Consider the following 26,167-nt stretch of genomic DNA (forward strand, 5'->3'; position numbering starts at 1 on the left):
GTCTGGCAATCATATCGGGCAGGAAACATCAACGCTTATGGCAATACCGCATAATTCTAAGTGCCGATACGGCGAACGAGGTGCGGCAGCTGCGTTACAATATAAATAAGATTCTGCCACTTTGAAAGGGGCTTATACCTATGGCTATGAAAGAAATTAAAATTACCGATTTCGAGGGGTTGCAGATCGGCAATGCTGAAAACACGGAAGCCGCCACCGGCTGCACGGTACTGCTGTTTGGCAAAGATGGCGCGCCCGCCGGGCTGGATGTACGCGGCGGGGGACCAGCCTCCCGCGAAAGTGAGCTGCTGAAACCCATGGCAGCAGCACAGATCATCCATGCCATTCTGCTCAGCGGCGGAAGTGCTTTCGGTCTGGATGCTGCCGGGGGTGTACAGAAGTATCTGGAAGAACGCGGCATTGGTTTTGATGTCGGCGTTACCAAGGTGCCGCTTGTCTGCCAGTCCGACCTGTTTGATTTGACGGTCGGCCGCATGGATGTGCGCCCTGATGCCGCCATGGGTTACGCCGCCTGCCTGGGTGCTGAGCACAACAATTACCGCGATGGCAACTATGGTGCAGGAACAGGTGCTTCCGTTGGCAAAATGACCGGTATGGGCACCTGCATGAAATCCGGCATCGGTTCCTATGCCGTGCAGCTGGGCGATTTGAAAGTCGGTGCCATTGTTGCCGTTAACTCGCTGGGGGATATTTATAACTGGCGTGATGGGCACAAAGTCGCCGGTATGCTAACCCCTGACTGCAAGCATTTTGTGGACAGCGAGGATGTTGTTTTCGCAGACTATGAGGTAGTAGAAAACAAGTTTGTCGGCAACACCACCATCGGCGTTGTGCTCACCAATGCAGCGTTCCAGAAAACCCAGCTCTGCAAACTGGCTGGTATGGCGCACGATGGTTACGCCCGTTCCATCCGCCCGGTACACACCTCGGCAGACGGTGACAGCATTTATGCCGTATCCCTTGGCAAGCTTGCCGCGGACCAGGATGTTGTCGGCGCATTGGGAGCTCGCGTTATGAGCGAAGCGATCCTGCGTGCCGTACAAAGTGCTGATGCCGCTTATGGCCTGCCCTGCGCGAAAGATTTCCAATAAAGGTCCACATTCAGCCGCTATTCCGCCGGGATAGCGGTTTTTGCTTTGCCAGCCGCTTTTAACCTCGCGCAGCGATTGTTGATTTTGCGGGCATTATGGTGTAGAATAATTTATAATGGTGTTTTATGTTTATTTTAAAAGCTGATTTCAATTTACCATATCATCCTGTTTCATCGCCGCTGTTTTACTGGTATAGGAGGCCCCATTGGCAAATCTTCAAAAACAAATTGATGCACTTACAGCATATTTCCAGGCGGATTGCGTCCGTCCTGGTGTGTTGCCCATTGCGCTTACGATAGAGCATTTCATTACCCGTTTGGACGGAACCCCCGTTGACTATGCCCAGCTGGCACAGGTCATTTACTCCATGCAGGGGCATGATGAGCCCCTGCGGGAGGATAACGTGTATCTCGGGTTCCGCTGCCCAAGTTATACCATTACCATCCAGGCCGGCTGCCAGGTTACCATTTCTTTGGCACCATATCCCACTGTGTTGCAGGCTATGGCAGTGTACGAGGGCTGCTTTACCCGCCTGTGCAACGCCCTTGCGGCCAATAACATGTATGCCCGCACCGTAGGGGTTCATCCATCCCGCCGGGCGGAGCTTCTGCCGTTGGTACCGCAGAGCGGCTATATGATCATGGACCGCTATTTCCGCAATACCGGCAATCAGGGTGGAGTCATGCTGCGGGCCACCGCTTCCACCCGCGTTACTATCCGCTACACCAGCGAAGCTGACTTTGTCCGTAAGTTCCGTGTGGCCTGCCTGATCACCCCGCTGCTGGCGTTGCTGACGGACAATGTCCCACTGTACCAGGGGGAATCCAACCATAACTACAGCATTCATACCCACATTTGGAACAATGTGGACCCCGACCGCTGCGGCATTTACCCCAACGTGATGGATTCCAATTTTGGCTTTGAAAGTTACGCCGCCTATATTTTACAGCAGCCGCTTGTCGTGGCACGGCATGGGGCGCGCATTGTCGGCGTTGGGCGCAAATCCGCCTTTGAAGTATATCCTTCCTTTTTGGGACATGGCGATATTGAGCAGATCCTTTCGATGTTCTATTACGATGTCTGCCTGAACCATAACGGCATTGAACTTCGCACTGCAGACAGCCTTGCGCCGCGTTATGCAGCATCTTATGCACAACTGATCAAGACTCTGTTCTCCAGCCATGCCGCGCAGGAGGGCATTCTGCGCCGGTATGCCGGGGCAAATTCCGCCCAGATCGAAGCCGCTAAGGTTGGTATCTGCTGCAACGGCTACCAGGCCCAGGTATATGGCCGCGCCGCCGCTGGCGAAGTCAGCTGGCTGCTGGCCCAGGCCAAAAGCCATGCCGCCGCCCCGGATGACCGCCGCCTTTTGGAGCCGTTGGCAGAGTTGGCCGCAAAAAAGCGCACCCCGCGCGAGATTTCCGGCTGCGTTTAAGCCGTACTTTTCCATCAGTTCCGCCATGTATCAAGCCATCGTTTTTGCGGTATACTAACGCAAAGCAGCAAAAGCGGGGTGTCAGCCATGCGGGAAACATCGTACCATGTAGTAATTACAGAAATGACCGTGCGTGCCCTTTGGGAAACGCAGAATGTTCTGGACTGCATCCCAGATGCTCTGTGGGACATCCGGTTTGGCGGGGCGCCCGTCTGGCAGCATATTTACCATATGCTGCATGAGCTGGATCAGTGGTTCATTAACCCCGATGACCCTGATTTTGTGGAACCGCCCGTGCACCACCCACATTTGCAGAATCTATCGATTTACCCCGCAGCCCACCTGGACCGCCGCCAGATTGATGACTACTTTTATACCATTAAGGCCAAGCTTTCATTGTATCTGACTTCCTTGCATGACGAGGATCTTTTGCAGCGGCCGGAAAACTGTACCTGGACCCGCTTCACCTTGATTTTGGCACAGTTCCGGCATTGGCACCTGCATTTGGGGATGCTGATGGGTTTTGTACAGGCGGACACCGGTTTGTGCCCCCGCACGTTACCACCGAGCACTGATATTCCAACCGGGCCGTATGATCCATATGAATAGCGCCGTTATTCTTTGGGCAGCACCGCATAATTCCCGCCTTACGGCTTAAGCACCGCTCCGGCGGCTGCGGTACGGCATCTGCGTTGCCAAAATGCTCGATAAGACATCCAGTATTATCTGCGCTTTTGGCTTAGCATCTGCCGCACCTCGCTCGCCGTATCGGCACTTAGAATTATGCGGTATTGCCTTTGATTTTCTTTCATAACACATAACAGGTAAATCCTATGAAACGTTTCTGGGCTTTTATTGCCGCATGCCTTTTTCTGCTATTGACCGCATGCGGCGGCAGCACATCAACGACCGAACCTGTTTGGCAGGCTGAACTGCCAAATACTGGCATCACGGTACAGGTATCCGGCTGCACACTGGAAGAGAAAACTGCCTCTTACTGGGCCAATCCCGGCGCAGCAGGGGAACCGCAGTCTATCATGGAGTTATACGCTACCGACAGTGCTCCGCTGCTTGAAATTGCCGCACCAAAGGCGCAGGTCGATATCCAGTTCGTACAGCCGGTGGCAGGCGGCATGGCCGCTTATGATCTGGCGCTGCCGGTCGAGCAGGTCGATATGGTATTCCTGACCCAACCGGAAGATAACAGCACGCGTGTCCGCTTTGATACCATTTATAATTTTATCGTCACGGTTACCAGCGGCGACCAGATTGACCAGTTCTTGATTATCTGTGCCCGGAACGGATATGGTTCGGTCGAATAATTTGCCATTCCATTCATAGAAAATCATACAAAAAAGCACATCCCAACAGGGTTTTGCTGCCGGCATTTGGCCAGTGACATATCCTGTCAGGATGTGCTTTTTGTTTCTTTATTCTTTTGGCCTTTTACGCTGTTTCGCTATCGGAGCCTTACTTCTCCTGGTAGCGCATATGGTCGGCATCCAGTTTTTGCAGAACTTCGCTCATAGCCTTGCATTCCAGTCGTGCTGCCACCGGGTCCATCATCAGGTAGTTGCCACATTCAACGGCGGAAGCGCCCGGAATATCACCATCATACTCTGCCATCCAGGCAAAGCTTTCCTGGGTCAGCGCCAGCGCTTCGGCGTCCGTCAGGCCGCGGGTCAACAGATAGAAACCGGTCAGGCAGCCCATCGGCCCAACATAAATCACATGCTCGCTCCATTTACTGTTGCGGGCATAGGTGGCAAACAGATGCTCTATCGTATGGGCGCAGGCAGGGGACAGATAACTGCCCTTGTTCGGCGTTTTCATGCGGATATCCCAGGTCAGCACATCTCCATCCTTGCGGGAAAGGTACATGCCCGGAACCAAGGTATTATGGTCAACACAAAAGCTTGCAATGCGTTCCATGTTTTTACTCCTTATTCAGACATTGCCTGTGCAACACCGCGGGCACAGTCCATCGAAATTTTCATGCCATCCTTCAGGGTACGGGTTGCGTGGGTTGCACCAATGATAACCGGCTTACCCAATGTCAGACCAACAATGGCGGAATGGCTATTTGCACCGGCTTCCTCGGCAATAATACCGGCAGCCTGGCGCATATACGGCAGTGTATCGTTGGTGGTGAACGGGACCACCAAAATCTGACCTGCCTTGAACTTCTTGGCGGCTTCCTCGGCATTGCGGCAAACGCAAACTTCACCCTTGGCATTCAGGCCCGGATTGATGCCGATGCCGGTCAGCAGGGTATCCCCAACCAAGTGTACCTTAATCATATTCGTGGTTCCGGAAACGCCAACGGGAACACCGGCCGTAACCACAACACGGTCGCCGGAATGAATCAAGCCAGCATCCTCCGCCGCCTTGACGGACATGCTGATGAGCTCATCGGTCGAATGGGCATAATCCATCAGCAGGGGAGTCACGCCGCGGTAAACGTTCATCTGGCGGCATGTCGTTTCATCCAGTACGCAGGCAATAATGGGGGCATCCGGACGGAAACGGCTCAGCAGACGGGCAGTTTCACCGCTCTTGGATGCCGTAATGATGGCAGAAGCTCCGATATCCGAAGCCGTGGTGCAGGCCGCATGGCTGACAGCGGCGCTGATGGTCAGGCGGGTAGAATCCATACCGACATGGTGGCACAGGGATTCATAGTTGGTATCGCTCTCGGTGGTTTTGGCAATCATTGCCATGGCTTTCAGGGCCTCTACTGGATACTTGCCTGCGGCAGTTTCGCCGGACAGCATAACAGCACCGGTGCCGTCATAAATGGCGTTGGCAACGTCGGTAATTTCTGCACGGGTGGGGCGGGGGTTCACTATCATGGAATCCAGCATCTGGGTTGCCGTAATGCAGATTTTGCCCATCTGCATGGCATGGTCAATCAGGTGCTTCTGGATGGACGGGATTTCGGCATAGTCAATTTCAACGCCCATATCGCCGCGGGCAACCATAATGCCATCGGCAACGCTCAGGATCTCATCAATATTATCAATGCCTTCCTGGTTCTCAATTTTGGCAATGATGCGGATATTGGCATTATGCTCATCCAGCAGGTGGCGGATATCCATAATATCCTGTGCGCTGCGGGTAAAACTGGCGGAGATCAGATCATACCCCTGTTCAATACCAAACAGGATATCATCGCGGTCACGCTGGCTCATATACGGCATGGACAGGTGCACACCGGGAACGTTGACACCCTTCTTAGTCTTGATCACACCATCATTTTCCACGGTGCAGACGATATCCGTATCGGTAATGCTTTCGATGCGCAGGGAAATCAGGCCATCATCCAGCATAATGCGGCCACCAACACTGACATCATGCGGCAGGTCCTTGTAAGTGATGGAGCTGATTTCCTTCGTGCCCTTAACATTGCGGGAGGTCAGGATGAATTTCTGCCCAGCGGTCAGCTGCTCCTTGCCGTTCTCGAATTCGCCCAGGCGGATTTCCGGGCCTTTGGTATCCAGCATTGCCGGAATGGAAACGTCAAGCTCTTTGCTCAGTGCGCGCAGCTGATCCAAACGGCCTTTGTGTTCCGCGTAATCGCCATGCGAAAAATTGAAGCGTGCAACATTCATCCCGTTTTCCAGCAGCTGGCGCAGAATGCCGGGTTGGTCGGTAGACGGCCCCAAAGTACATACAATTTTAGTTTTGCGCATAAATACCCCTCCTGAAAATATGCTATTGTACAGGATTTTTATCTGCCAGAGTTTTAAGTCCAGTATTCCAGCAGGTACTTTCCATACAACATCTTAACACAAACATTATAATACAAAGGTCAAGCCAGTACAAGCCGCGCATTCCTTTGCGCAAACATTTTTTGCGCAGATTTCACAACGTACGTCTTGCGGTTTTGTCATCCTGTATTTCTCTTCAATTTACACTGCAAAGCACAATAAAAGGTTTTGTTTTACTTTTGGTTGGGAATAGGGTATAATAAAATCAATGCAAAAAATCAGCCATTTGAGTTTCTTATCCCTGCGAACGGCGTAAAGGATCATGCTTTTTTACACAAATCCGTGTTCTCGTTTTGTTTTCCCGCGGAACATAGTACAATACAAGGAGCTTGAACACTATGGCAAAACGTATTTTTTTAATCGTTCTCGACAGCTTTGGCATTGGTGCCGAGCCTGATGCCCCTGCTTTTGGCGATGCCGGTACCAACACTTTGGGCGCTATTGCCGGACACCCCAATTTCAAGTGGGACCAACTGGCCCGCCTTGGCATGTTTAATCTGGACGGTGTAACCTGTGGCACAAAGCTGGATGCCCCTGTCGGCTGCTATGCCCGCCTGCGGGAAGCCAGCGCCGGGAAAGATACCACCATCGGTCACTGGGAGATTGCCGGTCTGCTCAGCCCGGAGCCACTGCCAACTTTCCCGAATGGATTCCCGAAAGAAGTTCTGGATGAGTTTACCGCCCGCACCGGGTATCAGGTACTGTGCAACAAGCCTTACTCCGGCACCGAAGTCATCAAAGACTATGGTGAGGAACATATGAAAACCGGCGCATTGATCGTATACACCTCCGCAGACAGCGTGTTCCAGATTGCCGCCAACGAGGCGATCGTCCCGGTAGAAAAGCTGTATGAAATCTGTGCCGAAGCCCGCCGCATGCTGGTTGGCAAATACGGCGTTGGCCGCGTGATTGCCCGTCCCTTTGTCGGGGATTGTGCCGCCAACTTCACCCGCACCCCGCGCCGCCATGATTTCAGCCTGGTGCCGCCCGCAGATACCATGCTGGATGTTTTGCAGCAGGCTGGTAAATCCACCATCGGCGTTGGCAAGATCCACGATATTTTCGCTGGCAAGGGTGTGAGCGAAACCATCCGCACCTCCGGCAATACGGAGGGCCTGAAAGTGACCATGGAATTGGCTGACCGTGATTTTGACGGCCTTGCTTTTGTGAATCTGGTTGATTTCGACATGCTGTACGGTCACCGCCGGGATGTGGCCGGTTATGCCGCAGCAGCAGCCGAATTCAATGATTGGCTGCCCACATTTATGGACAAGATGCGCCCCGATGACATTCTGATGGTAACGGCCGACCATGGATGTGATCCTTCTTACACCAAAACAACCGACCACACCCGCGAATATGTTCCGTTCCTGATTTACGGCAAGAACCTGCGCCACGGTGTTGACCTTGGCACCCGGTACTGCTTTGGCACCATTGCCAACACCGTATGCGATGCCCTGGATGTAAAAGCCTGCCTGGCCGGGTGCAGCGTATGGAATGAAATCAAGGCATGATGTCGAAACACGTTACCACCACAAAAGGATTGAGCCATTTCATGTTATTTCTGCTCCGCCTGCTGGCCTTGGCGCTGTTTATTTATTCCGTTTCTCTGGTTTTCACTTCCAACTTTAACATGGGCAACCTGTTGGTGTGGCTGCTTACCGCAGCAGTAGATGTCTATGCCATCTGGCAGCAGCCCATCCATCATTGGCTGCACGGTACCATACCCGGCAAAATTGTGTTCGTCTTTTTGCTTGTGTTTGGCATTTTGTATGCTGCGCTGCTCGGCTTTGTAGCGTTCAGCGGCTATGCCAACCTCGCCACCGGACAAGAAAAAGTTGTGATCGTCCTAGGTGCTGGTCTGCGCAAGGACCGCCCCAGCCTATTGCTGCGTTACCGGCTCAACAAAGCCTATGAATACGCCGTTGCCCATCCAGATGCCTTGGTCATCACCACCGGCGGACAAGGCAGGGATGAATGGGTGCCGGAAGGCCAGGCTATGCGGAATTATCTGATTGAAAAAGGACTGGATTCCCAGCGCGTTCTCGCGGAATGCAAATCCACTTCCACCGAGGAAAATTTTCTCTTTGCCAAAGAGATTCTTGTCCAGCAGGGCATCAGTGCTCAGGAGCCGGTCGTCTATGTAACCAACGCATTCCACTGCTACCGCGGCGGGGTATACGCGGCTATGGCTGGTTTTACCATAGCCCACGCACTGCCCGCCGGGATTCCTTTACGCAGTGTGCTCACCTGTTACCTGCGGGAAGCTGCTGCCGTTATCTATTACTGGCTTTTCAAATCCTCACGCACAGGGTTTATGCAACCGCTTGTGGGGTTGTTAAGCCTAAATAAAAAGTTCTTTTACAAATGATGTAAAGCAGTTTGCTGCTATTCCAGCGCTGCCGAAAAATACAATGTGCGGCTTTGCCGTACAAGACGGGAGAGTATCATGCAGATCCGTTATTACAAAGAATACAGCCGCTACCTGAACCGCGATATGGAATTCAAGGTATACGGCCACGCCGGGCGGCCCATTTTGATTTTTCCCTGCCAGAGCGGCCGCTTTTTTGACTGGGAAGACCGCAACATGTGCAACCTTGCAGCGCCCTGGATTGATGCCGGAAAGCTGCAGATCATCGCGGCAGACAGCATTGACCGCGAAAGCTGGGACAATGACGGCCCCGCGCGCCCCCGCATTGAAATGCAGGAGCGCTGGTATAATTATGTCTGCGAGGAATTGACCCCCCGTGCGCTGGAAATCAATCGGGAGCAGGGGCCGGACCACATGGGCAAAGTTCTTGTGGGTGGTGCCAGCATGGGTGCCGGGCATGCCGTCAACCTATTTTTGCGCCGTCCCGACCTGTATAACGGCACCATTGCCTTGAGCGGCCTATACCAGGCGGATATGTTCTTTAAGGGCTATATGGATGACCTTGTTTACCGCAACAGTCCCTGTGATTACATGCGCAATTTCCCGGATAACCACCCATACAAAGAACTGTATGCCAAAGCGGACAAGTTCATTATGTGCTGCGGCCAGGGCCAGTGGGAAGAAGAACTACTGCGTTCCACCTTGCAGCTGCGGGATATTCTGGAAAGCAAGGATATCCATCCCATTGTTGACATCTGGGGCCAGGATGTTTCCCACGACTGGTATTGGTGGGAAAAACAGTGGGTTTATTTCCTGGAAATGACTCTTGGTAAAGCCTGAAGCACATCGTTGTATCTCCGCATGCGAATCGTTTCAAGCAAAACTCAATATAAGGCAATACCGCATAATTCTAAGTACCGATACGGCGAGCGAGGTGCGGCAGCTGCTAAGCCAAAAGCGCAGATAATACTGGATGTCTTATCGAGCATTTTGGCAACGCAGATGCCGTGCCGCAGCCGCCGAAGCGGTGCTTAAGCCGTAAGGCGGGAATTGTGCGGTGTTGTCATAAGTCATTTTCAACCTAAATAAAACAGCACCCCGGCGGATATCCCAACAAAAAGGGATAAAACCGCCGGGGTGCTGTTCTAATTTTATATGAGATTTTTGCCCTGTATACGCGCTTACAGCTCAAACGCCTTATTCAACGCATTCAGTGCCACATCTTCATCTTCCTGATGGATCAACAGGGAAATGTCAAGGTCACTGGTGGTGATCAGAACAACTTCTGCGTTCACTTTTGCCAGCGCGGCCAAAGCGCGTGCTGCAACGCCGCAACTGGTAACCATATCCTCACCAAACAGGTTGATCTTGGTATAGCCACCAGAAATCAGCGGGGGATTGGCCTTGGCAGCCGCCGGGATGGCCTGCATGACTGCGGCAAAATTGCTGTAGCTGGTGGTAAAACTGAAATCCACCGCCGTACCGCGCGGGGCACTCTGGCAGATCATATCCACCACAATACCTGCCTTGGCAAACACCTCCAAATGCTCTGCCAGGCTCTGTGCGCTGTATTGGGCAGCGGGGAAGGTGGTAAGCATAATATTCTGCTCGCTGCTGATTTTGCTGACACCGTACATAAAAATACCCCTTTCGTTTTGTTTTATTCTAACGATAAAAACTCAGAATCGATTGAACCATTCAAAACCTGTTCAATGGAAGCCCTGCTCAATGCAAAGTTGCCATGTGCAGCGCCCAGTTCATCCGTATAGTCTTTATACAGGCAAACCCGAATGTTTGCATAATGCGGCTCATACTGGGTGATCACCGGGTGCAGTACCGGGTTTTGAATTTCCACGGTAACGGTACCATCTGCTGCGGTTGTTTTCTGGAACGTCACATCCAGAATGGCACCGATCATATTGTCCGGCATATCCTGCGCATTGATAAAGTTCCCCAGCGAATAGGCAACAAACGACTTATTCTCATTCGTTCCTGTCAGCCACTGCGCCGTCTGCGTCACATGCGGGTGGGTGCCAATGATTAGGTCTGCACCCTGGTCAGCCAGCCATTGGGCTGTTTCGCGCTGTGCATCCGTAACTGTATGGTTGCCTTCAACACCCCAGTGGCAGCTGACGACCAGAACGTCACAGTTGGGGCGCATATCCGTGATCTGCTTTTCAATCACATCCCTCTGGTCCAGATAAACCACGCCGTATTCACTGCCGGACGGCGTTGGCAGGCCGTTGGTCATCTCCGTATAAGAAAGATAGCCGATGGTAACGCCGTTTACTGTCTGGTACACATAGTCATCATAGGTTTCCAGATTATAAAACCCCATGGACACCACATCATCCGGCATAGCCGCCCAGTGTGCCATCGAAGAGGCAATGCCGCCAGCGCCTTTATCATAGCTGTGGTTGTTGGAAAGGCTGAACACCCGGAAGCCAACATTATACAGCGCATTGGTAATATCCCCAGGCGTAGAGAACATCGGGTAACCGGAAGGTTCATAATCATCATTGACCAGCGTTTCCTGGTTGAGCCAGTTCACATCAAACCCGGCGTAAAAATCCCGCAGATTTTCATAGGCAGGGATAAAGTCATAGTGGCCATCACTGCCGCGCGCCCTGGCCTGGTTGTAAATGCCCTCGTGGATCAGGTTATCCCCGGTTGCAGAAAAGTGTACTGTCTGTACGACCGGTTCCGGTTCAGGTGTTGGCGCGGGCGTCTGTGTCGGTTCTGTCTGTGCCTGGACTTCTTCGGTGCTTTGTGCTGTGCTTACCGTGGCTTTTGCACTGCTTTGACCGTTCCGCATGGATTCTACCAGCAGGGAACCAACCAACACACCGCACACGCCAATTGCAATTACTGCGCACGCAGCAGCTTCATGGGACCTTAAAGACATTGCATTTTACCCTTGAGCATATCCGTCATGGTGTAGTAACCCGGCTCACACCCATCCAGGAAGAGTGCTGCCTGTACAGCGCCATCGGCAAACACACCGCGGCTCTGGGCCACATGGCTGATGGTCACAACCTCTTCCGGGCCGCAGAACAGCACATCATGGTCGCCCACAATGCCGCCGCCGCGCACGGAGCTGATGCCCAATTCCTGCGCGCCGCGCTTCTGGCGCACAGCGTGGCGGTCATAGACATACTCATATTTGCCGCCAGCTTCCTCGTTGATGGCATTTGCGATCATCAAAGCGGTTCCGCTGGGGGCATCCAGCTTGTTGTGATGATGCTTCTCCACAATTTCGATATCAAACTCGCCATCAAACAGCTTGGTAGCACGGCGGGCCAGCTCGATCAACACATTGATGCCAACCGACATATTGGCGCTGCGGAACACCGGCACCTTCTCGCTGGCCTGTTCCACCACAGCCTCGTCTTCTTTGCTCAAACCGGTCGAGCAAAGCACGCAAGGCATACCATGTGCCGCGCAGAACTGTGCCGCGTGCACCGTACCGGCAGGGGAAGTAAAATCAATTACGATTCCCTTTGCCTCCGGCAAATCTTCCAGCGAAGCGTAAACCGGGATATCCCCGATCTGACCGGCTTTCTGGTCCACACCGGCAACAATGCGGCAATCGCTGCGGGCAGAGATCTTTTCCACAAGGGTATGGCCCATACGGCCGTTAATGCCCTGAATAATCAAATCCGTCATCTTAATTTGGTTCCTTCCTTTTCCAAAGCACAGGCCCGCGGCGCCGCAACAAATCCGCGGTACTGCGGGCCTGGTCGTGATTATTTTATTTCAGAACGCCGTAAGCCTTCATCTCATTTTCCAGGGACTGCTGCACGGCAGCCGAAGGCTCCACCAGAGGCAGGCGCAATGGACCCGCATTCCAGCCCAGGCGGTTCATTGCCCATTTGACCGGGATGGGGTTTACATCAGCAAACAGGGCATGGCACAGCGGCAGCGCTTTCAGCTGCAGTTCCAGGCTCTTTGCCGTGTCACCGGAAAACCATGCGGCACAGATATCGTGTGCCTGCTGCGGCGCAACATTGGAAAGCACGCTGATGACGCCCTTACCGCCCAAGGACAAGATCGGCACAATCTGGTCATCGTTGCCAGAATAAATGTTCAGTTCCTCGCCACACAGGGCTGCAACATCCGCAACCTGGGAGATATTGCCGCTGGCTTCCTTTACAGCGTTTACATTGGGCAGCTTGGCAAGCTCCGCCAGTGTGGCGGGCTGCAGATTCACACCGGTACGGGACGGAACATTGTAAATGATGCAGGGCAGGGTAACGGCATTTGCAATGGCCGTATAGTGGGCAATCAGGCCCGCCTGGCTGGTTTTGTTGTAATAAGGGGTAACCAGCAGCAGGGCATCTGCACCGGCTTCCTCGGCCTCTTTGGAGATTTCAATGGCAAAGGCCGTATCGTTGGAGCCCGTGCCCGCAATAACAGGAACGCGCTTTGCGGTATGCTTCACAGCAAAACGGATGCACTCCACATGCTCTTCGTGGCTGAGCGCTGCGGATTCACCCGTGGTGCCGCAGATCACAATGGCATCCGTGCCGTGTGCAATCTGATCATCAATAATGCGGCCCAGTTCCTCAAAGTTGACGGTTCCGTCTGCGTGCATGGGGGTAATGATGGCAACAGCAGCACCGGTAAATACAGGTTGTTTCATAGGGAATGTTTCTCCTTCAATCTAGGGGATGATTAGTCAAAATAGCCCTTAACGGCCAACAGTTCTGCCAGCAGAACTGCACCGCCTGCTGCGCCGCGCAGCGTGTTGTGGGACAGGCAGACAAACTTGTAATCGTACTGGGTATCCTCACGCAGGCGACCAATGCTGACAGCCATGCCGTTTTCAATCATGCGGTCCAGCTTGGGCTGGGGGCGGTCATCTTCTTCAAAGTAATGCAGGAACTGTTTGGGTGCGCTGGGCAGGTTCAGATCCTGCGCCGGGCCATGAAATTCTTTCCAGGTTTTCAGGATTTCTTCTTTGGTGGGCTTTTTATCAAAGCTTACGAACACCGCGCCCATGTGGCCATCGGATACCGGTACGCGCAGGCACTGGGCCGTAATGGAAGGTGCAGTTGCGGGCACAATCTTATCGCCATCAATGTGGCCCCACAGCTTCAGCGGCTCCTGCTCACTCTTTTCTTCTTCACCACCGATGTAGGGAATCACGTTATCCAGGATATCGGGGAAAGTCTCAAACGTTTTGCCAGCACCGGAGATTGCCTGATAGGTGCAGACCAGGCACTTGGTTACGCCGTAATCCTTCATCAGCGGGTGCAGGGCAGGCACATAGCTCTGCAGGCTGCAGTTGGACTTGACGGCAATAAAGCCACGCTTGGTGCCCAGGCGCTTGCGCTGTGCGGGGATGATTTCCAGGTGGTCTGCATTGATTTCAGGCACTACCATCGGAACATCCGGTGTCATGCGGTGTGCGCTGTTGTTGGAAACCACAGGGCATTCTGCCTTGGCGTAAGCTTCTTCCAGCGCTTTGATTTCGTCCTTTTTCATGTTGACTGCACAGAACACAAAATCCACCTGTGCAGCAACTTCTTCCACCTTGGAAGCATCCAGAACCACCATCTTTTTGACTGCTTCCGGCATCGGTGTTTTCATCAGCCAGCGGCTGCCGACAGCATCCTCATAGGTCTTGCCTGCGGAGCGTGCCGATGCAGCCAGAGCCGTAAGCTTAAACCAGGGATGATTTTCCAGCAGGGTAATAAAACGCTGGCCCACCATGCCAGTTGCACCAACAACACCAACTTTGTACTGTTTCATCTTAAACTGCCGTCCTTTCCTCCAGAACCCCAACGCACATTTGGGGATTCTGCTTCTGTTCCCAGCCCCATACCATTACCTATATGCAGCTACCGCCGCAGGTTTGCAGGGGGTAAACACAAACCTGCCGCCGCATTCAAGCCATTTTGCTGCCAAACACGAGATAATAAAAAAACCGGCTTGAAAACCGGCACAAAATGCAATATAATGATACATTGCATGAGCACAGCGCAACACGTTAATCCTAACGTGACAGTCCCGCCCCTGTTCGGCTGCGGGCCCAGGAACGATGCGTGCCGTGCACCGCCTTCGGCGGACGTCCCTTTCCATTCCCCACAAGCCTTTGGCTGGCATAAAAGGGAATATACTGATGAAATCCGCGCCTCTGTGCCGCATGGCGGCTGCTGTAAGATACAATCGCCGCCTGCATGCCTCAATAATAGCATTGCGCGGCCAACTTGTCAACGCAAAAAGGAAGCAAAACAATGTTAAAGAAAGATTTTTGGTATGACCTGCCCAAAGAACTGATTGCCCAGGAGCCCGCTGACCCGCGTGACAGCGCCCGCCTGATGGTGCTTGACCGCAAGAATGATACGATTGAACACCGCATCTTCCATGACCTGCCGGAATACCTGAACGCCGGAGATGTGCTGGTCGTCAACAATTCTAAGGTTCTGCCTGCCCGCTTGATGGGTGTTAAAGTGCCCACCGGCGCCGTGTGCGAGGTCCTGCTGCTCCGCCAGGCCCACGGTGACACCTGGGAATGCCTGGCCCGCCCCGGCCGCCGGATGCAGGCTGGCACCAAGCTGAGCTTTGGCGACGGCTCCCTGACGGCCACAGTAGACGAGACCCTGCCGGATGGCAACAAATATGTAACCTTCCAATACGATACCCAGACTTTGTACGAAAAGCTGGATGAGTTCGGCAAAATGCCGCTGCCGCCGTACATCACCCGCCAGCTAGAGGATCAGAGCCAGTACCAGACCGTATACGCCAAAGAGCTTGGCAGCGCGGCTGCCCCCACAGCCGGGCTGCATTTTACCCCGGAACTGCTGGATACCATCCGTGCCAAGGGGGTCAACATTGTGGAAGTGACCCTGCACGTTGGCCTTGGCACCTTCCGCCCTGTCAGCGAAGATAATATTCAGGAGCACCAGATGCACACCGAATGGTACTGCGTGGATGATGCTGCAGCCGAGGCCATCAACGCAGCACGCGCCAGCGGCCATCGCGTAATTGCTGTCGGTACCACCAGCTGCCGCACGCTGGAAGCCGTCTGGGCCAAGTACGGCAAGATTGTCCCTTGCAGCGGTACTACCGATATTTTCCTGTACCCCGGTGTAGAGCTGCACGCTATTGACGGCCTGGTGACAAACTTCCACCTGCCGGAAAGCACTCTGATTATGCTGATCTCTGCGTTTTACGGGTATGAGAAAACCATGGCTGCATATAAGGTTGCCGTACAGGAAAAATATCGCTTTTTCTCCTTTGGCGATGCCATGTTCATCCAATAAGCCTGCCTCGCAGAACAGTTGACTTATCCTACTGCTTCCAGTATAATAAAATCACAAAGCGGCGCAGGAAAACACTCTGGCGCCGCATGTTTTTGAACAAAATGAAACAGCAAAACAGGGGAGACCATCATTTATGCCATACCGTCTGATTAAAAAAGAGGGTGCAGCCCGCCGCGGCGAGTTCCAGACTGTGCACGGCACGGTTCAGACACCTGCTTTCCAAAACGTTGCCACTGCTGCCGCGATCAAAGGCGGGCTTTCGGCACATGATTTGAAAGAAATCCGCGCACAGGTCATGCTGTGCAACACCTATCATCTCCACCTGCGTCCCGGTGATCAGGTCGTTGCCGATATGGGCGGCCTGCACAAGTTTACCCGCTGGGACGGCCCGATCCTGACCGACAGCGGCGGATTTCAGGTGTTCAGCCTTGCCAAGCTGCGCCACATTACCGAGGAAGGCGTAACGTTCAACTCTCATCTGGACGGCCACCGCATTTTTATGGGGCCGGAACAGAGCATGCAGATTCAGGCAAACCTTGGCTCCACCATTGCCATGGCCTTTGATGAATGCGTGGAAAACCCCGCTGAATATGATTACGCCAAAAACAGCTGCGCGCGTACCGCACGCTGGCTGCTGCGCTGCAAGGCGGAAATGGCCCGCCTGAAGCACGAGGGCAAGGCCGTGAACCCGGACCAGCTGCTGTTTGGCATCAATCAGGGCTGCACCTACAAAGACCTGCGCGTTGAGCACATGAAGCAGATTGCTGAATATGATCTGGACGGTTATGCAATCGGCGGCCTTGCTGTTGGCGAACCTGCCGAAGTGATGTATGATGTGATCAGCGCGGTAGAACCTTACGCCCCGGCGGATAAGATCCGCTACCTGATGGGCGTTGGCACCCCCGGCAACATCATTGAGGGTGTGTACCGCGGTGTGGATTTGTTTGACTGCGTTATGCCCAGCCGCAACGCCCGCCATGGCCACCTGTTCACATGGAACGGCATCATCAACATTAAAAACCTGAAATATGAGCGTGACGAACAGCCCATTGACCCGCAGTGCGATTGCCCGGTCTGCCGCAATTACAGCCGCGCTTACATCCGCCACCTGCAAAAGGCAGATGAAATGCTGGGTATGCGTTTGGCTGTTATGCACAACCTGTATTTCTACAATCATTTGATGGAGCGGATTCGTGAAGCGTTGGATAACGGCACATTCCAGCAGTTCCATGATAAGTATGTGCATCTTCTGGATTCCAGAATTTAAGCGGATTCCGTGTTTCCTTGCTTTACCCTCTTGCGGTTTATGGCGAAAGCCTATATAATAATAGAAATACTGTAAAATCAAAATTTAAGGAGTTCCACATTATGATCGAATTTTTGACCGCTGATACTTCCAGCACCGCCAGCCTGCTTGTCACTTTCCTGCCGATGGTTCTGATCCTTGTGTTCATGTACATCATCCTGTACCTGCCCCAGAAAAAGCAGGACAAGAAAGATGCTGCCATGCGCGCTTCCATCGAAGTAGGCGATACCGTTATTACCATTGGTGGTGTTGTTGGCCGCGTTGCTGCTATCAATGATAAGGATGATACCTTTGTTCTGGAAACCACCAGCGACCGTGTGAAGATTCGCTTCCGCCGTTCCGCTATTTCCTCCGTTGAGAAGCTGGACATGGGCAACACTGCAAAAGATACCGCCAAGAAAGATGCTCCTGCCAAGAAGAACTGATTGGTTCTGACTGTATTACCTGAATAACAAACGCCCCTTTTGCATAGTTTGTACCATGCAAAGGGGGCGTTTTCTTTATGTTTGCTGCTAATTCAAGGGCTTCATCTGCCAAACTTCGATCAAGTCATATCTGCAAAGTCCGCAGTAAATCCAGCGGCCATTTATCTTGGCTGCTGATCAAAAGTTTCGGCTGCGGCGTGGGTACCGCCATCCTGCTTTTCGCTTTGGCCGCACAGATTTTTGCCCATACTGCACTCTCGCTGGAACTTGTCAAACCGGCAACCTGTGCCAGCGTGGCGGTGGGGGCTGTTCTTTCCGGTCTCGTTCTTGCGAACGGTATTGCTCAAAAACGGCTCTTATGCGGTGTTTCCGTGGGCGTCTTTTATGCGCTGTGTTTGAGCCTCACCACCGCTTTGAGCGGCAAACCGCTTGTATTTGATCATGTGAACCTCGCCTTACTTGCAGCGCTGCTGTTCGGCGGCACCGCAGGCGGCGTGCTGAGTGCATTGGGCGCAGTAGGGAACACTGCGCCCGAACGCTGATGCGCGCCCCGCGACCAGCACCGGCCCCTTACACGCCCAAAAGGGCTCTTAACAGCGGTTCATCCGCCGGTGCGGCTGCTGCCCTGGGCACACAAAAACTTGCGGGCAAAAACGATCTATTCGCTTTCTCTTCTGCGTTTCTGACCGGGTATCTCGCCGGCATTCCGCTCGGCCGGTTTGAGCTCCACGGTGCTTTCACTTCGCTTACAGAGCATGTCATGGCCGCACAAAGTTATACGGCATTCTGGTCTGTCTGGTGCAGTTGGTTTGCCGCGGCATTTTTGCAGGCATCGCTGATTTATCTCTGCGGTTTTCATTTGTGGGGCAGCATTTTTATGGGGGCTTATTTTGCGTTCAAGGGCACTGTATTAGGTGTGTGCGCTTCCGCCATTTATGCGTCCGGCGGGGCACGTGCGCTTGTTGTTTATTGGCTCCTGAACTGCCTGCCGGAGCTTGTGCTGTCGGCATTCATGCTTTGGCTTGCGCATAGTTCGTGCAGGGTAAGTCAAAGCCTGTCCAGCATTGTTTTTTCCGGCTGCCGTTGTGCGCTCAACGGCGCAATCCGGCGCTTATCTGTACATTATCTGCTTTGCCTGCTAGGGTGCGCTGTCAGCAGCTTTATGTTTTCCGGTTCAGCCGTCCTCTTCGCCAGTGTCCTGCTTTGAATCCGTCATCGCTTTGGACTGCGGTGCAATATAGCCAGTATCCGCAAGGGGAGAGGCTTCCACCGCCTGTTTCAACTGCTGCTGGTTGATATGGGTATAAATCTGCGTCGTGGATACATTCTCGTGCCCCAGGATTTCCTTGATGGCCAGCATATCCACACCGCCCTGATACATGAGTGTAGCGGCGGTATGGCGCAGTTTATGCGGCGAATAACCCATATTGTCCAAGCCCGCTGATTTCAGGCAGTTGGCAACAATCTGCTCCACACGGCGCGCTGTTAAGCGTCTGCCAGTCTTTTTGGATACAAAAAGTGCTTCTTTATCCCGCAGGTTGTTTAGCGCAGCCCGCGCGGGCAGGTAATGTTCCAACGCAGCCTGGCACGCGGTGTTCAGGTACACCAGGCGTTCTTTGTTTCCTTTGCCGGTAATTTTAATGGTATCGTCCTTAAAATCGCCAAGATTGATTGTGATCAGTTCCGCCAAGCGCATACCGCAATTCAGGAAAAAGACAATAATACAGTAGTCCCGTTCATAAAAGTCACTTTGTATATTTTTTAACAACTGTATGCTTTCACTGGCACTTAGATATTTGGGCAGGGATTTCTTTGGGCTGCCAAGATTGATATTATCCGTTGGATTTTCGCTCAGTTCATTGATCTGGTGGCAAAGGTAGCCAAAAAAGCCGCGCAGGGCGCTCAGCTTGCGGGCACGGGCCTTGGCACCGTTATCATTACTGCGGGCGTAATCCAGGTAATTGATAATATCCCGTTTGGTAATGGTGCTGATCTGGCGTTTGGTAATATGGGTCAAGTCAATTTCTTCCGGCGGTGTATCTGGCTGCGCAAGGTTCCAAACCATCATCATATAGCGGAAGAAACCGCGCAGGTCCAGATAGTAACCGTTAATGGTGCGCGGCGAACGCAGCTTGACAACATCCAGATAATGCAGATAATCCATAACAAGATCCGGAATATCCGTATACGGCGCATGCCGGTTTGGGTGCGCCACATCAATGTATGTACTCATTATTGTGAGTAAAGCCCTCCTCCATATTTCGCTAAACTCGTCTTTAGCGAAATTGCATGTTATGCAAAAACACACGAAATCCTGCACCCGCTTGTAGATAGATTCAAGATTTCGTGTGTTCTCTGCATGCCAGTAGCTCCTGGTTTTATTCTTCTTTCCGTTCGCTCTTTTATTTGCCTATTTTTATTTTATTTACTTATTTATTGCGATGTTCACCAATAGGTCTATCGCAGCCATCACCATGGCATATCATTCGATACCAAATTCAGCCTTTTATCAATCTTCGTCATCACCCAGATTATCTACACGGCCCTGGCCCTTAATATAAAACGGCTCGCTGCCGCGCATGCCTTGCTGGCCCAGCGGCGAAGTAGAAATCGTGATGTTCAGGTTCATCTTTTTCTCATTGCTGACCAGGAACGGGCGCGCTGCATCGCCTGCGGCTTTGAACAGTGCATCGTCCTTGGGTGCATCCAGAACCAAAAGATAACTCTTGGTTGCTCCGTTGATCACCATGATCTGCAGGTATGCGGCTCCCACCATCGGGTACTTTTCCAACTCGGCACACAGCGGGTTGACCAATTCATCCGGGTATACCGAAGGCTCCACGATCGTCACCTTATCGCCGGGCTTGATCTGTGCATTGCGCTGGGCTGCCTGCTGCGCGGCGGTCTGCTTGATTTTTTCCAGCATCGCATTGCGCTGTTTCAGCAAAGATGCAACCATATCCGAGTTAAAGCGCAGGTTATCCGTGAACGGGTTCAGCACAAAACCTGCCACATGGTCGTTACCGTTCAGCATCCGGGCGTAATCATCAAAGCGCAGTAGCATAACCTGACCAGCGGGCTTATTCTGCCACTTATTCAGTTCTTCTGCATCGGTGAATGCGGTAAAGAAAGACTTTCCATCACCAGATTTCAGCAGCGCAAAGGTCACCTTGGTGTCTTTTGGCAGCTGGATTCGTCCATTTTCGTCCGGTTTAGGAGCGTTTTCGCCAACTTCAATCTTAGCCGGTGCAAGGAATACACCGCGCATCATCAGGTTGATAACCGCATTAAAGTTCTGCGGATTGTTTTCCTCACGCAGGGCCGCAGCAGCCTTTTTCAGCGCTGCATTATCAATTTTCGGCGGTTTGGGTGCTGCCGGGGCTGCATTCTGTGCCGGGGTCGTATTCTTTTCCTGTTCGCTCATGATATACTCCTCTTGGTTTGGGTCGCTGCCCATACCTTATTATTTATTGATTTTGATTGCATTGATGGCTTCCCGCAGGTATGCAACGCCCACCAGGCGCAGCCCCGGGAATTGCGCAGCATCCAACATGTTCAGGTTATGTTTGGGCACAATGGCGGTATCAAAGCCCACGCGCTGGGCCTCCCGCAGGCGGGTTTCCAGGTGCGGCACGCTGCGCACTTCCCCGCCCAGACCCACTTCACCAATGGCCAGTGTTTTTTCAGGTACAGGCAGATCCAGCAGACTGGACGCCATTGCCAGGCAGACCGGCAAATCGCAGGCAGTCTCGTCCAGTTTCAGACCGCCAATGATGTTGATATACACATCCTGGTTGCCAAACACATAGCCCGCGCGCTTTTCCAGCACGGCCAACAGCAGATACATACGGTTATAGTCAAACCCGCTTGCCGTGCGTCGTGGGCTTGGAAACGCCGTTTTCGTTACAAGTGCCTGAATCTCGCTCAGTACTGGCCGCGTACCTTCCATCACGCAGGCAACGCAGGTACCGGAAATGCCAATCGGCCGCCCTTCCAGCATGACCTGCGAGGGGTTTTCGATTTGTTCCAATCCCTTGCCGGTCATATCAAACATGCCGATCTCATTGGTGGAGCCGTAACGGTTCTTCACGGCGCGCAGCACGCGGTACGGCAGGGTCTTGTCGCCCTCAAAGTACAGCACAGTATCCACAATGTGCTCCATGACTTTGGGACCCGCAATGGCACCGTCTTTGTTGACATGGCCGACAATAAAGGTCGGTATCTCATTCGTTTTTGCCACATTCAAGAAGCGTGCCGAGCTTTCCTTGACCTGGCTGACCGTGCCGGAGGACGACGCCACATCCGTGCAGCGCATCGTCTGGATGGAGTCGATCACTACAAGATCCGGCTTCATCTGTTCAATCAGCCCGCAGATTTCATCCACATCGCTTTCCGCCACAATAGAGATATTATCCTGCGGCACATCCAGCCGAACGGCACGCAGCTTGATCTGCCGTACGGATTCTTCGCCCGTCACATACAGAACCGAGCGCGTCCGGCTTACTTCGCCGCACAGCTGCAGCAGAATGGTAGATTTGCCGATGCCCGGTTCGCCGCCAATCAAAATCACACTGCCCAGCACAATGCCACCGCCCAACACGCGGTCCAGCTCTGCAATGCCAGTTACAATGCGGCTTTTTTCTTCGGTCGTGCTTACGTTTTTCAGTTTCAACGGTTTCAGGCTGGTCTGACCCGTCACACGTACCGGCGCGGCAGCGCGGCCGGAAGAAGACTTTGCCGGTTCTGCCACCACATCTTCGGTCATCGTGTTCCATGCACCGCAGGACGGGCAGCGGCCCAGCCAGCGGGGACTGGTTTCGCCGCACTGGTTGCACACATAAATTGTTTTCAGCTTATCTTTTGGCATGGTTGCTCCCCCGGCCGCATTTTTCGTACCCTTTTATTATATCCTAAATCTCGTGTGGGGGCAAGGTATGCGCCCAAAATAAAGCGGCAGGCTGCCGCCCGGTGTGCCGGGGATGCAGCAGCCTGCGCGCTCATTTTATAAATTCAGACAATCAAAGCATTACCTTGTGGTAGGTCTTTTTCCCCTTTTTGATCACAACACCATTCTGGAGTTGCTCAACCGTCAGACCAAAGGTCGGGTCGGTCACTTTCTCGCCGTCCACCAGAACGCCGCCCTGCTGTACCAGCTGGCGGGCTTCACGGTTGGAACCGCACAGCTTGGCGCCAACCATGGCAGCCAGCAGGCCAACCTTACCGTCCTTGACCAATGCGGCATCCAGCTGGGTAGTAGGCATGTTCTCGTGGTCGGCTACGCCGCTGAACAGCTGGCGGGCTGCACTCTGGGCCTTTTCAGCTTCCTCGGCACCGTGCACCATGCTGGTCAGCTCGTAAGCCAGGATTTCCTTGGCCTTGTTCAGCTGTTCGCCTTCCCAGTGGTCCATCTCATCAATCTGCTCCAGCGGCAGGAAGGTCAGCATGCGGATGCACTTGAGTACATCAGCATCGCCGACATTGCGCCAGTACTGGTAGAACTCGAACGGGCTGGTCTTGTTGGGGTCAAGCCAAACGGCGTTGCCGGCGGTCTTACCCATCTTTTTGCCCTGGCTGTCGGTCAGCAGCGTGATCGTCATGGCGTAAGCATCCTTGCCCAGCTTGCGGCGGATCAGCTCGGTGCCGCCCAGCATGTTGCTCCACTGGTCGTCGCCGCCAAACTCCATGTTGCAGCCGTAATTTTGGAACAGGTGGTAGAAGTCGTAGCTCTGCATAATCATGTAGTTGAATTCCAGGAAAGACAGGCCCTTCTCCATGCGCTGCTTGTAGCATTCGGCGCGCAGCATGTTGTTCACGCTGAAGCAGGGGCCAACTTCACGCAGCAGCTCAATGTAGTTCAGGTTCAGCAGCCAGTCAGCGTTGTTCAGCATCATGGCCTTGCCTTCGCCAAACTCAATAAAGCGCTCCATCTGGCGCTTAAAGCACTCGGCGTTATGGTCAATGTCCTCTTTGGTCAGCATTTTGCGCATATCGGTACGGCCAGAAGGGTCGCCGATCATGGTGGTGCCGCCGCCAATCAGGGCAATGGGCTTATTGCCTGCCATCTGCAGGCGCTTCATCAGGGTCAGGGCCATAAAGTGGCCGGCGGTCAGGCTGTCGGCTGTGCAGTCAAAGCCGATGTAGAAAGTAGCCTTGCCGTTGTTGATTACTTCCTTGATTTCTTCCTCGTCCGTTACCTGGGCAATCAGGCCGCGGGCTTTCAGTTCGTCATAAATGGTCATGGGGTGCATCCTCCTTGGTTTGTGCGGCAAGGGCAAAAAATAAAACGCCCCTGCCAAATGTTGAATTTGGCAGAGGGCGATCAAATACGCGGTACCACCTCTGTTTGCCCGTGTCTCACGGCGGCGGGCCTTCGCGGGTGCGGTAGCCAAAGTGTACAACTGCGACACCCAAACGCTGTAACGTGCGCACACGGCCCAGCCTAACAGCCTTTAATCAAAGGCGTTCAGCCTGCTGCTCAGGGATGTATTCACCGCTTTGCCTGCCAGCCCCTTACACCAACCGGGGCCTCTCTTTCGCATACAGCAAAACGGTTACTCGTTCCCGTCCTTGCATTTAACTGTTTACTAAATTAGCATATGTTGCCGCTTTTGTCAAGCGTTTGGCGGCAGCTTATTTTTCGATCTGCTTTTCATAGAACGTGATGGACAGCGAAACGCTGATATCATTATTGACCGAAAGATTCTCGCTGGCCGAAACCGCGATCTGTTCAATCGCGCAGCGAAAGCGGCAAAGGAGGCCTTTTGACCTTTTTTACTTGCCGCAGCAGTTTTAATCATGTTCATTTCCACCATGGCAGACCACTACAGGCTGCCGTGAATTATTCGTTGTTATTCTAGCCTATTTCATCTGTTTTGGCAAGCATTCATTTCCTACTCGTGCAGCCCCGCCGGGCATACGCATTCATATGTTGGCCCTGCGGATTCATCTTCAAGGATGCTGACAAAGCTCTTTATCTGGTAAAAGAAAACAGTAGACGCGGATGTGCAATCTATTAACGTCTCCTTTTCATTATCATTTGCTCCCAGCTGGTACAAGTTGGGAGCTTTTTTCTTCGTTCAAACATAAAAATTCATATCAGATGTATCTTTATACTGTATTTTAACGTACACTCATAATATTTCTTCATGAATCTTGTCGAAACATATTGATTTTGAGTACATTTTGGGCTAACATTGTAAATAGCTTTTGTTGTATTTGCCAGGCCCCATACATTTCAGAAAGGTCGATGCCGTATGTATCATCCGGCTATGGAACCCCGCCCCGTCAGCTGCTCATCTTTTGTACCTTTACTGCGCAGGATGAGCTATCTCATCCTCAAACGCGGGTTTGATCTTGTATTTTCTTTGGTTCTGCTTGTTACCTGCGCGCTGCTCATGGCTGTGATTGCGCTTGTTGTTTGGCTGGATTCCCCCGGCAAAATCATTTACACACAAATACGGCTTGGATACGGCGGGAAGCCTTTTACTATCTACAAATTCCGTTCTATGCAGCAAAGCACTGCCCCGGATGATGCGAAGTGGACCAGTGAAAACGACACACGCATTACCCGCGTTGGCCATATCCTGCGCCTGACCCACCTGGACGAACTGCCGCAGCTGCTCAACATCTTTATGGGCGAAATGAGCTTTGTTGGCCCGCGCCCCGAACGCCCCACTGTTTATGACGACCTTGACGGCAAAGTCGAGAACTTCCGCAGCCGTATGCAGGTTATGCCGGGCCTGACTGGTTACGCGCAGGTCAATGGCGGCTATGATTTGAACCCTGCAGAAAAGCTCAAATATGATTTGATCTATATCAATCACTGCTCTGTACTGTTTGACCTTTGGTGCCTGCTAAAAACAATACCTGTTGTTTTTACAATGAAAGGCGCAAGGTAATATATTTTTGCCGGAAAGCAAAACGCCCCGTAAGCATTTTGTTATGCACGCTTACAGGGCATGAGACTTTCATATCGTCACTTATTTTTATGGGGAATCAACTATCGCACAAAATCCAAGGGGCTATATACAGAAAAACTCCCGCGGGCAACCTGCCTGCGGGAGTTTTGGAGGTGACGGGCAGATTTGAACTGCCGAATGAGGGTTTTGCAGACCCTTGCCTTACCACTTGGCCACGTCACCATAATAAGCAAAAAGCCGGCGTAAACCGGTTTCTTGCTGTTTGTCTGGAGCGGCCGACGAGGCTCGAACTCGCTACCTCCACCTTGGCAAGGTGGCGCTCTACCAGATGAGCTACGGCCGCATACTGCAGTTTCTTTACCCTGAAACTGCAAAACAGGTGGTGCCTCCGATCGGAATCGAACCAATGACACGGGGATTTTCAGTCCCCTGCTCTACCGACTGAGCTACAGAGGCATAATGGCGACCCGGATCAGGCTCGAACTGACGACCTCTAGCGTGACAGGCTAGCGTTCTAACCAACTGAACTACCGGGCCACATGGTGGAAGTTAACGGGCTCG

24 protein-coding genes, 4 tRNA genes, 1 riboswitch and 1 other annotated feature are annotated in these 26,167 nt (G+C 52.8%); of the genes, 13 read left to right on the forward strand and 15 right to left on the reverse strand.

What is annotated here, in order from left to right; genetic code table 11:
* The first annotated feature begins 146 nt into the window (after positions 1-146).
* The 4 genes from PG062_RS12895 to PG062_RS12910 all read left to right on the forward strand — a co-directional run bounded on the left by PG062_RS12895 (position 147) and on the right by PG062_RS12910 (position 3,869).
* Positions 147-1,112, forward strand: coding sequence for a P1 family peptidase (locus PG062_RS12895; RefSeq protein WP_270752593.1), 966 nt, complete (start codon positions 147-149; stop codon positions 1,110-1,112).
* 205 nt (positions 1,113-1,317) lie between these two features.
* On the forward strand, positions 1,318-2,547 hold the full coding sequence (locus PG062_RS12900) for a glutamate-cysteine ligase family protein (RefSeq protein ID WP_270752565.1): 1,230 nt from the start codon (positions 1,318-1,320) through the stop codon (positions 2,545-2,547).
* An 87-nt stretch (positions 2,548-2,634) separates the two neighbouring features.
* On the forward strand, positions 2,635-3,156 hold the full coding sequence (locus tag PG062_RS12905) for a hypothetical protein (protein WP_242979512.1): 522 nt from the start codon (positions 2,635-2,637) through the stop codon (positions 3,154-3,156).
* Between the two features lie 224 nt (positions 3,157-3,380).
* Positions 3,381-3,869 (forward strand): hypothetical protein, encoded by a 489-nt coding sequence (locus tag PG062_RS12910; RefSeq protein ID WP_270752566.1) that lies wholly within the window; start codon positions 3,381-3,383, stop codon positions 3,867-3,869.
* Between the two features lie 148 nt (positions 3,870-4,017).
* On the opposite strand, the gene PG062_RS12915 is transcribed toward PG062_RS12910, so the two are convergent.
* Positions 4,018-4,479 carry an S-ribosylhomocysteine lyase gene (locus PG062_RS12915; protein ID WP_113999808.1) on the reverse strand — a complete coding sequence of 154 codons (462 nt, stop codon included), beginning with the start codon at positions 4,477-4,479 and terminating at the stop codon, positions 4,018-4,020.
* Positions 4,480-4,490: 11 nt separating this feature from the next.
* A complete protein-coding gene (gene pyk / locus PG062_RS12920; RefSeq protein ID WP_270752567.1) occupies positions 4,491-6,239 on the reverse strand; it encodes a pyruvate kinase in 1,749 nt (582 codons plus the stop codon).
* Positions 6,240-6,655: 416 nt separating this feature from the next.
* On the opposite strand from pyk, the gene PG062_RS12925 reads away from it, so the two are divergent.
* From PG062_RS12925 to PG062_RS12935, 3 genes are all read left to right on the forward strand, one after another.
* The gene (locus PG062_RS12925) at positions 6,656-7,831 is read left to right on the forward strand and encodes a phosphopentomutase (RefSeq protein WP_113999810.1); all 1,176 of its coding nucleotides are present in this window, start codon (positions 6,656-6,658) and stop codon (positions 7,829-7,831) included.
* A gap of 41 nt (positions 7,832-7,872) precedes the next feature.
* Positions 7,873-8,688: a YdcF family protein gene (locus tag PG062_RS12930; RefSeq protein ID WP_270752568.1), complete on the forward strand. Its 816-nt coding sequence runs from the start codon at positions 7,873-7,875 to the stop codon at positions 8,686-8,688.
* Positions 8,689-8,766: 78 nt separating this feature from the next.
* Positions 8,767-9,528, forward strand: a complete 762-nt coding sequence (locus tag PG062_RS12935; protein ID WP_113999812.1) for an esterase family protein — start codon at positions 8,767-8,769, stop codon at positions 9,526-9,528.
* 341 nt (positions 9,529-9,869) lie between these two features.
* Here PG062_RS12935 and PG062_RS12940 read toward each other — a convergent pair whose 3' ends face one another.
* The 5 genes from PG062_RS12940 to asd all read right to left on the reverse strand — a co-directional run bounded on the left by PG062_RS12940 (position 9,870) and on the right by asd (position 14,442).
* Positions 9,870-10,325 carry an ACT domain-containing protein gene (locus PG062_RS12940; protein WP_113999813.1) on the reverse strand — a complete coding sequence of 152 codons (456 nt, stop codon included), beginning with the start codon at positions 10,323-10,325 and terminating at the stop codon, positions 9,870-9,872.
* 23 nt (positions 10,326-10,348) lie between these two features.
* Positions 10,349-11,533, reverse strand: a complete 1,185-nt coding sequence (locus PG062_RS12945; protein ID WP_270752569.1) for a CapA family protein — start codon at positions 11,531-11,533, stop codon at positions 10,349-10,351.
* Positions 11,534-11,583: 50 nt separating this feature from the next.
* A complete protein-coding gene (dapB, locus tag PG062_RS12950) occupies positions 11,584-12,354 on the reverse strand; it encodes a 4-hydroxy-tetrahydrodipicolinate reductase (protein ID WP_113999815.1) in 771 nt (256 codons plus the stop codon).
* Between the two features lie 85 nt (positions 12,355-12,439).
* Complete coding sequence (dapA, locus tag PG062_RS12955) at positions 12,440-13,330, reverse strand: 4-hydroxy-tetrahydrodipicolinate synthase (protein WP_270752570.1); 891 nt, start codon at positions 13,328-13,330, stop codon at positions 12,440-12,442.
* Positions 13,331-13,362: 32 nt separating this feature from the next.
* Positions 13,363-14,442, reverse strand: coding sequence for an aspartate-semialdehyde dehydrogenase (asd, locus tag PG062_RS12960; RefSeq protein ID WP_270752571.1), 1,080 nt, complete (start codon positions 14,440-14,442; stop codon positions 13,363-13,365).
* Between the two features lie 218 nt (positions 14,443-14,660).
* A riboswitch (Lysine riboswitch) is annotated at positions 14,661-14,838 on the reverse strand.
* An 89-nt stretch (positions 14,839-14,927) separates the two neighbouring features.
* Between asd and queA the strand changes: the two genes are divergently transcribed.
* From queA to PG062_RS12985, 5 genes are all read left to right on the forward strand, one after another.
* Positions 14,928-15,956 (forward strand): tRNA preQ1(34) S-adenosylmethionine ribosyltransferase-isomerase QueA, encoded by a 1,029-nt coding sequence (gene queA / locus PG062_RS12965; RefSeq protein ID WP_270752572.1) that lies wholly within the window; start codon positions 14,928-14,930, stop codon positions 15,954-15,956.
* Positions 15,957-16,089: 133 nt separating this feature from the next.
* Entirely contained in the window at positions 16,090-17,223 is a 1,134-nt protein-coding gene (gene tgt / locus PG062_RS12970) for a tRNA guanosine(34) transglycosylase Tgt (RefSeq protein WP_113999819.1), read from the forward strand.
* Between the two features lie 101 nt (positions 17,224-17,324).
* The gene (gene yajC / locus PG062_RS12975) at positions 17,325-17,687 is read left to right on the forward strand and encodes a preprotein translocase subunit YajC (protein WP_113999820.1); all 363 of its coding nucleotides are present in this window, start codon (positions 17,325-17,327) and stop codon (positions 17,685-17,687) included.
* Positions 17,688-17,764: 77 nt separating this feature from the next.
* A complete protein-coding gene (locus PG062_RS12980; protein WP_270752573.1) occupies positions 17,765-18,229 on the forward strand; it encodes a TIGR04086 family membrane protein in 465 nt (154 codons plus the stop codon).
* On the forward strand, positions 18,229-18,894 hold the full coding sequence (locus PG062_RS12985) for a hypothetical protein (protein ID WP_270752574.1): 666 nt from the start codon (positions 18,229-18,231) through the stop codon (positions 18,892-18,894). Before PG062_RS12980 ends, PG062_RS12985 begins: the two co-directional genes overlap by 1 nt.
* On the opposite strand, the gene PG062_RS12990 is transcribed toward PG062_RS12985, so the two are convergent.
* The 4 genes from PG062_RS12990 to tyrS form a co-directional block, all read right to left on the reverse strand.
* Positions 18,862-19,851 (reverse strand): tyrosine recombinase XerC, encoded by a 990-nt coding sequence (locus tag PG062_RS12990; protein ID WP_270752575.1) that lies wholly within the window; start codon positions 19,849-19,851, stop codon positions 18,862-18,864. The genes PG062_RS12985 and PG062_RS12990 overlap by 33 nt on opposite strands.
* Before the next feature lie 345 nt (positions 19,852-20,196).
* Positions 20,197-21,111 (reverse strand): enhanced serine sensitivity protein SseB C-terminal domain-containing protein, encoded by a 915-nt coding sequence (locus tag PG062_RS12995; RefSeq protein ID WP_270752576.1) that lies wholly within the window; start codon positions 21,109-21,111, stop codon positions 20,197-20,199.
* Positions 21,112-21,150: 39 nt separating this feature from the next.
* The gene (gene radA, locus PG062_RS13000) at positions 21,151-22,554 is read right to left on the reverse strand and encodes a DNA repair protein RadA (protein ID WP_113999825.1); all 1,404 of its coding nucleotides are present in this window, start codon (positions 22,552-22,554) and stop codon (positions 21,151-21,153) included.
* Between the two features lie 151 nt (positions 22,555-22,705).
* On the reverse strand, positions 22,706-23,926 hold the full coding sequence (tyrS, locus tag PG062_RS13005; protein WP_270752577.1) for a tyrosine--tRNA ligase: 1,221 nt from the start codon (positions 23,924-23,926) through the stop codon (positions 22,706-22,708).
* 69 nt (positions 23,927-23,995) lie between these two features.
* Positions 23,996-24,264, reverse strand: a binding site (T-box leader).
* 742 nt (positions 24,265-25,006) lie between these two features.
* Here tyrS and PG062_RS13010 point away from each other — a divergent pair.
* Positions 25,007-25,585, forward strand: a complete 579-nt coding sequence (locus PG062_RS13010) for a sugar transferase (RefSeq protein WP_158538841.1) — start codon at positions 25,007-25,009, stop codon at positions 25,583-25,585.
* Positions 25,586-25,753: 168 nt separating this feature from the next.
* On the opposite strand, the gene PG062_RS13015 is transcribed toward PG062_RS13010, so the two are convergent.
* The 4 genes from PG062_RS13015 to PG062_RS13030 form a co-directional block, all read right to left on the reverse strand.
* Positions 25,754-25,828, reverse strand: a tRNA-Cys gene (locus tag PG062_RS13015).
* Between the two features lie 45 nt (positions 25,829-25,873).
* A tRNA-Gly gene (locus PG062_RS13020) sits at positions 25,874-25,949 on the reverse strand.
* A gap of 37 nt (positions 25,950-25,986) precedes the next feature.
* A tRNA-Phe gene (locus tag PG062_RS13025) sits at positions 25,987-26,062 on the reverse strand.
* Between the two features lie 4 nt (positions 26,063-26,066).
* Positions 26,067-26,143: transfer RNA gene (locus PG062_RS13030), tRNA-Asp, on the reverse strand.
* Positions 26,144-26,167: the final 24 nt, after the last annotated feature.

The organism is Gemmiger qucibialis, assembly GCF_027689445.1.
Taxonomy (GTDB): domain Bacteria; phylum Bacillota; class Clostridia; order Oscillospirales; family Ruminococcaceae; genus Gemmiger; species Gemmiger qucibialis.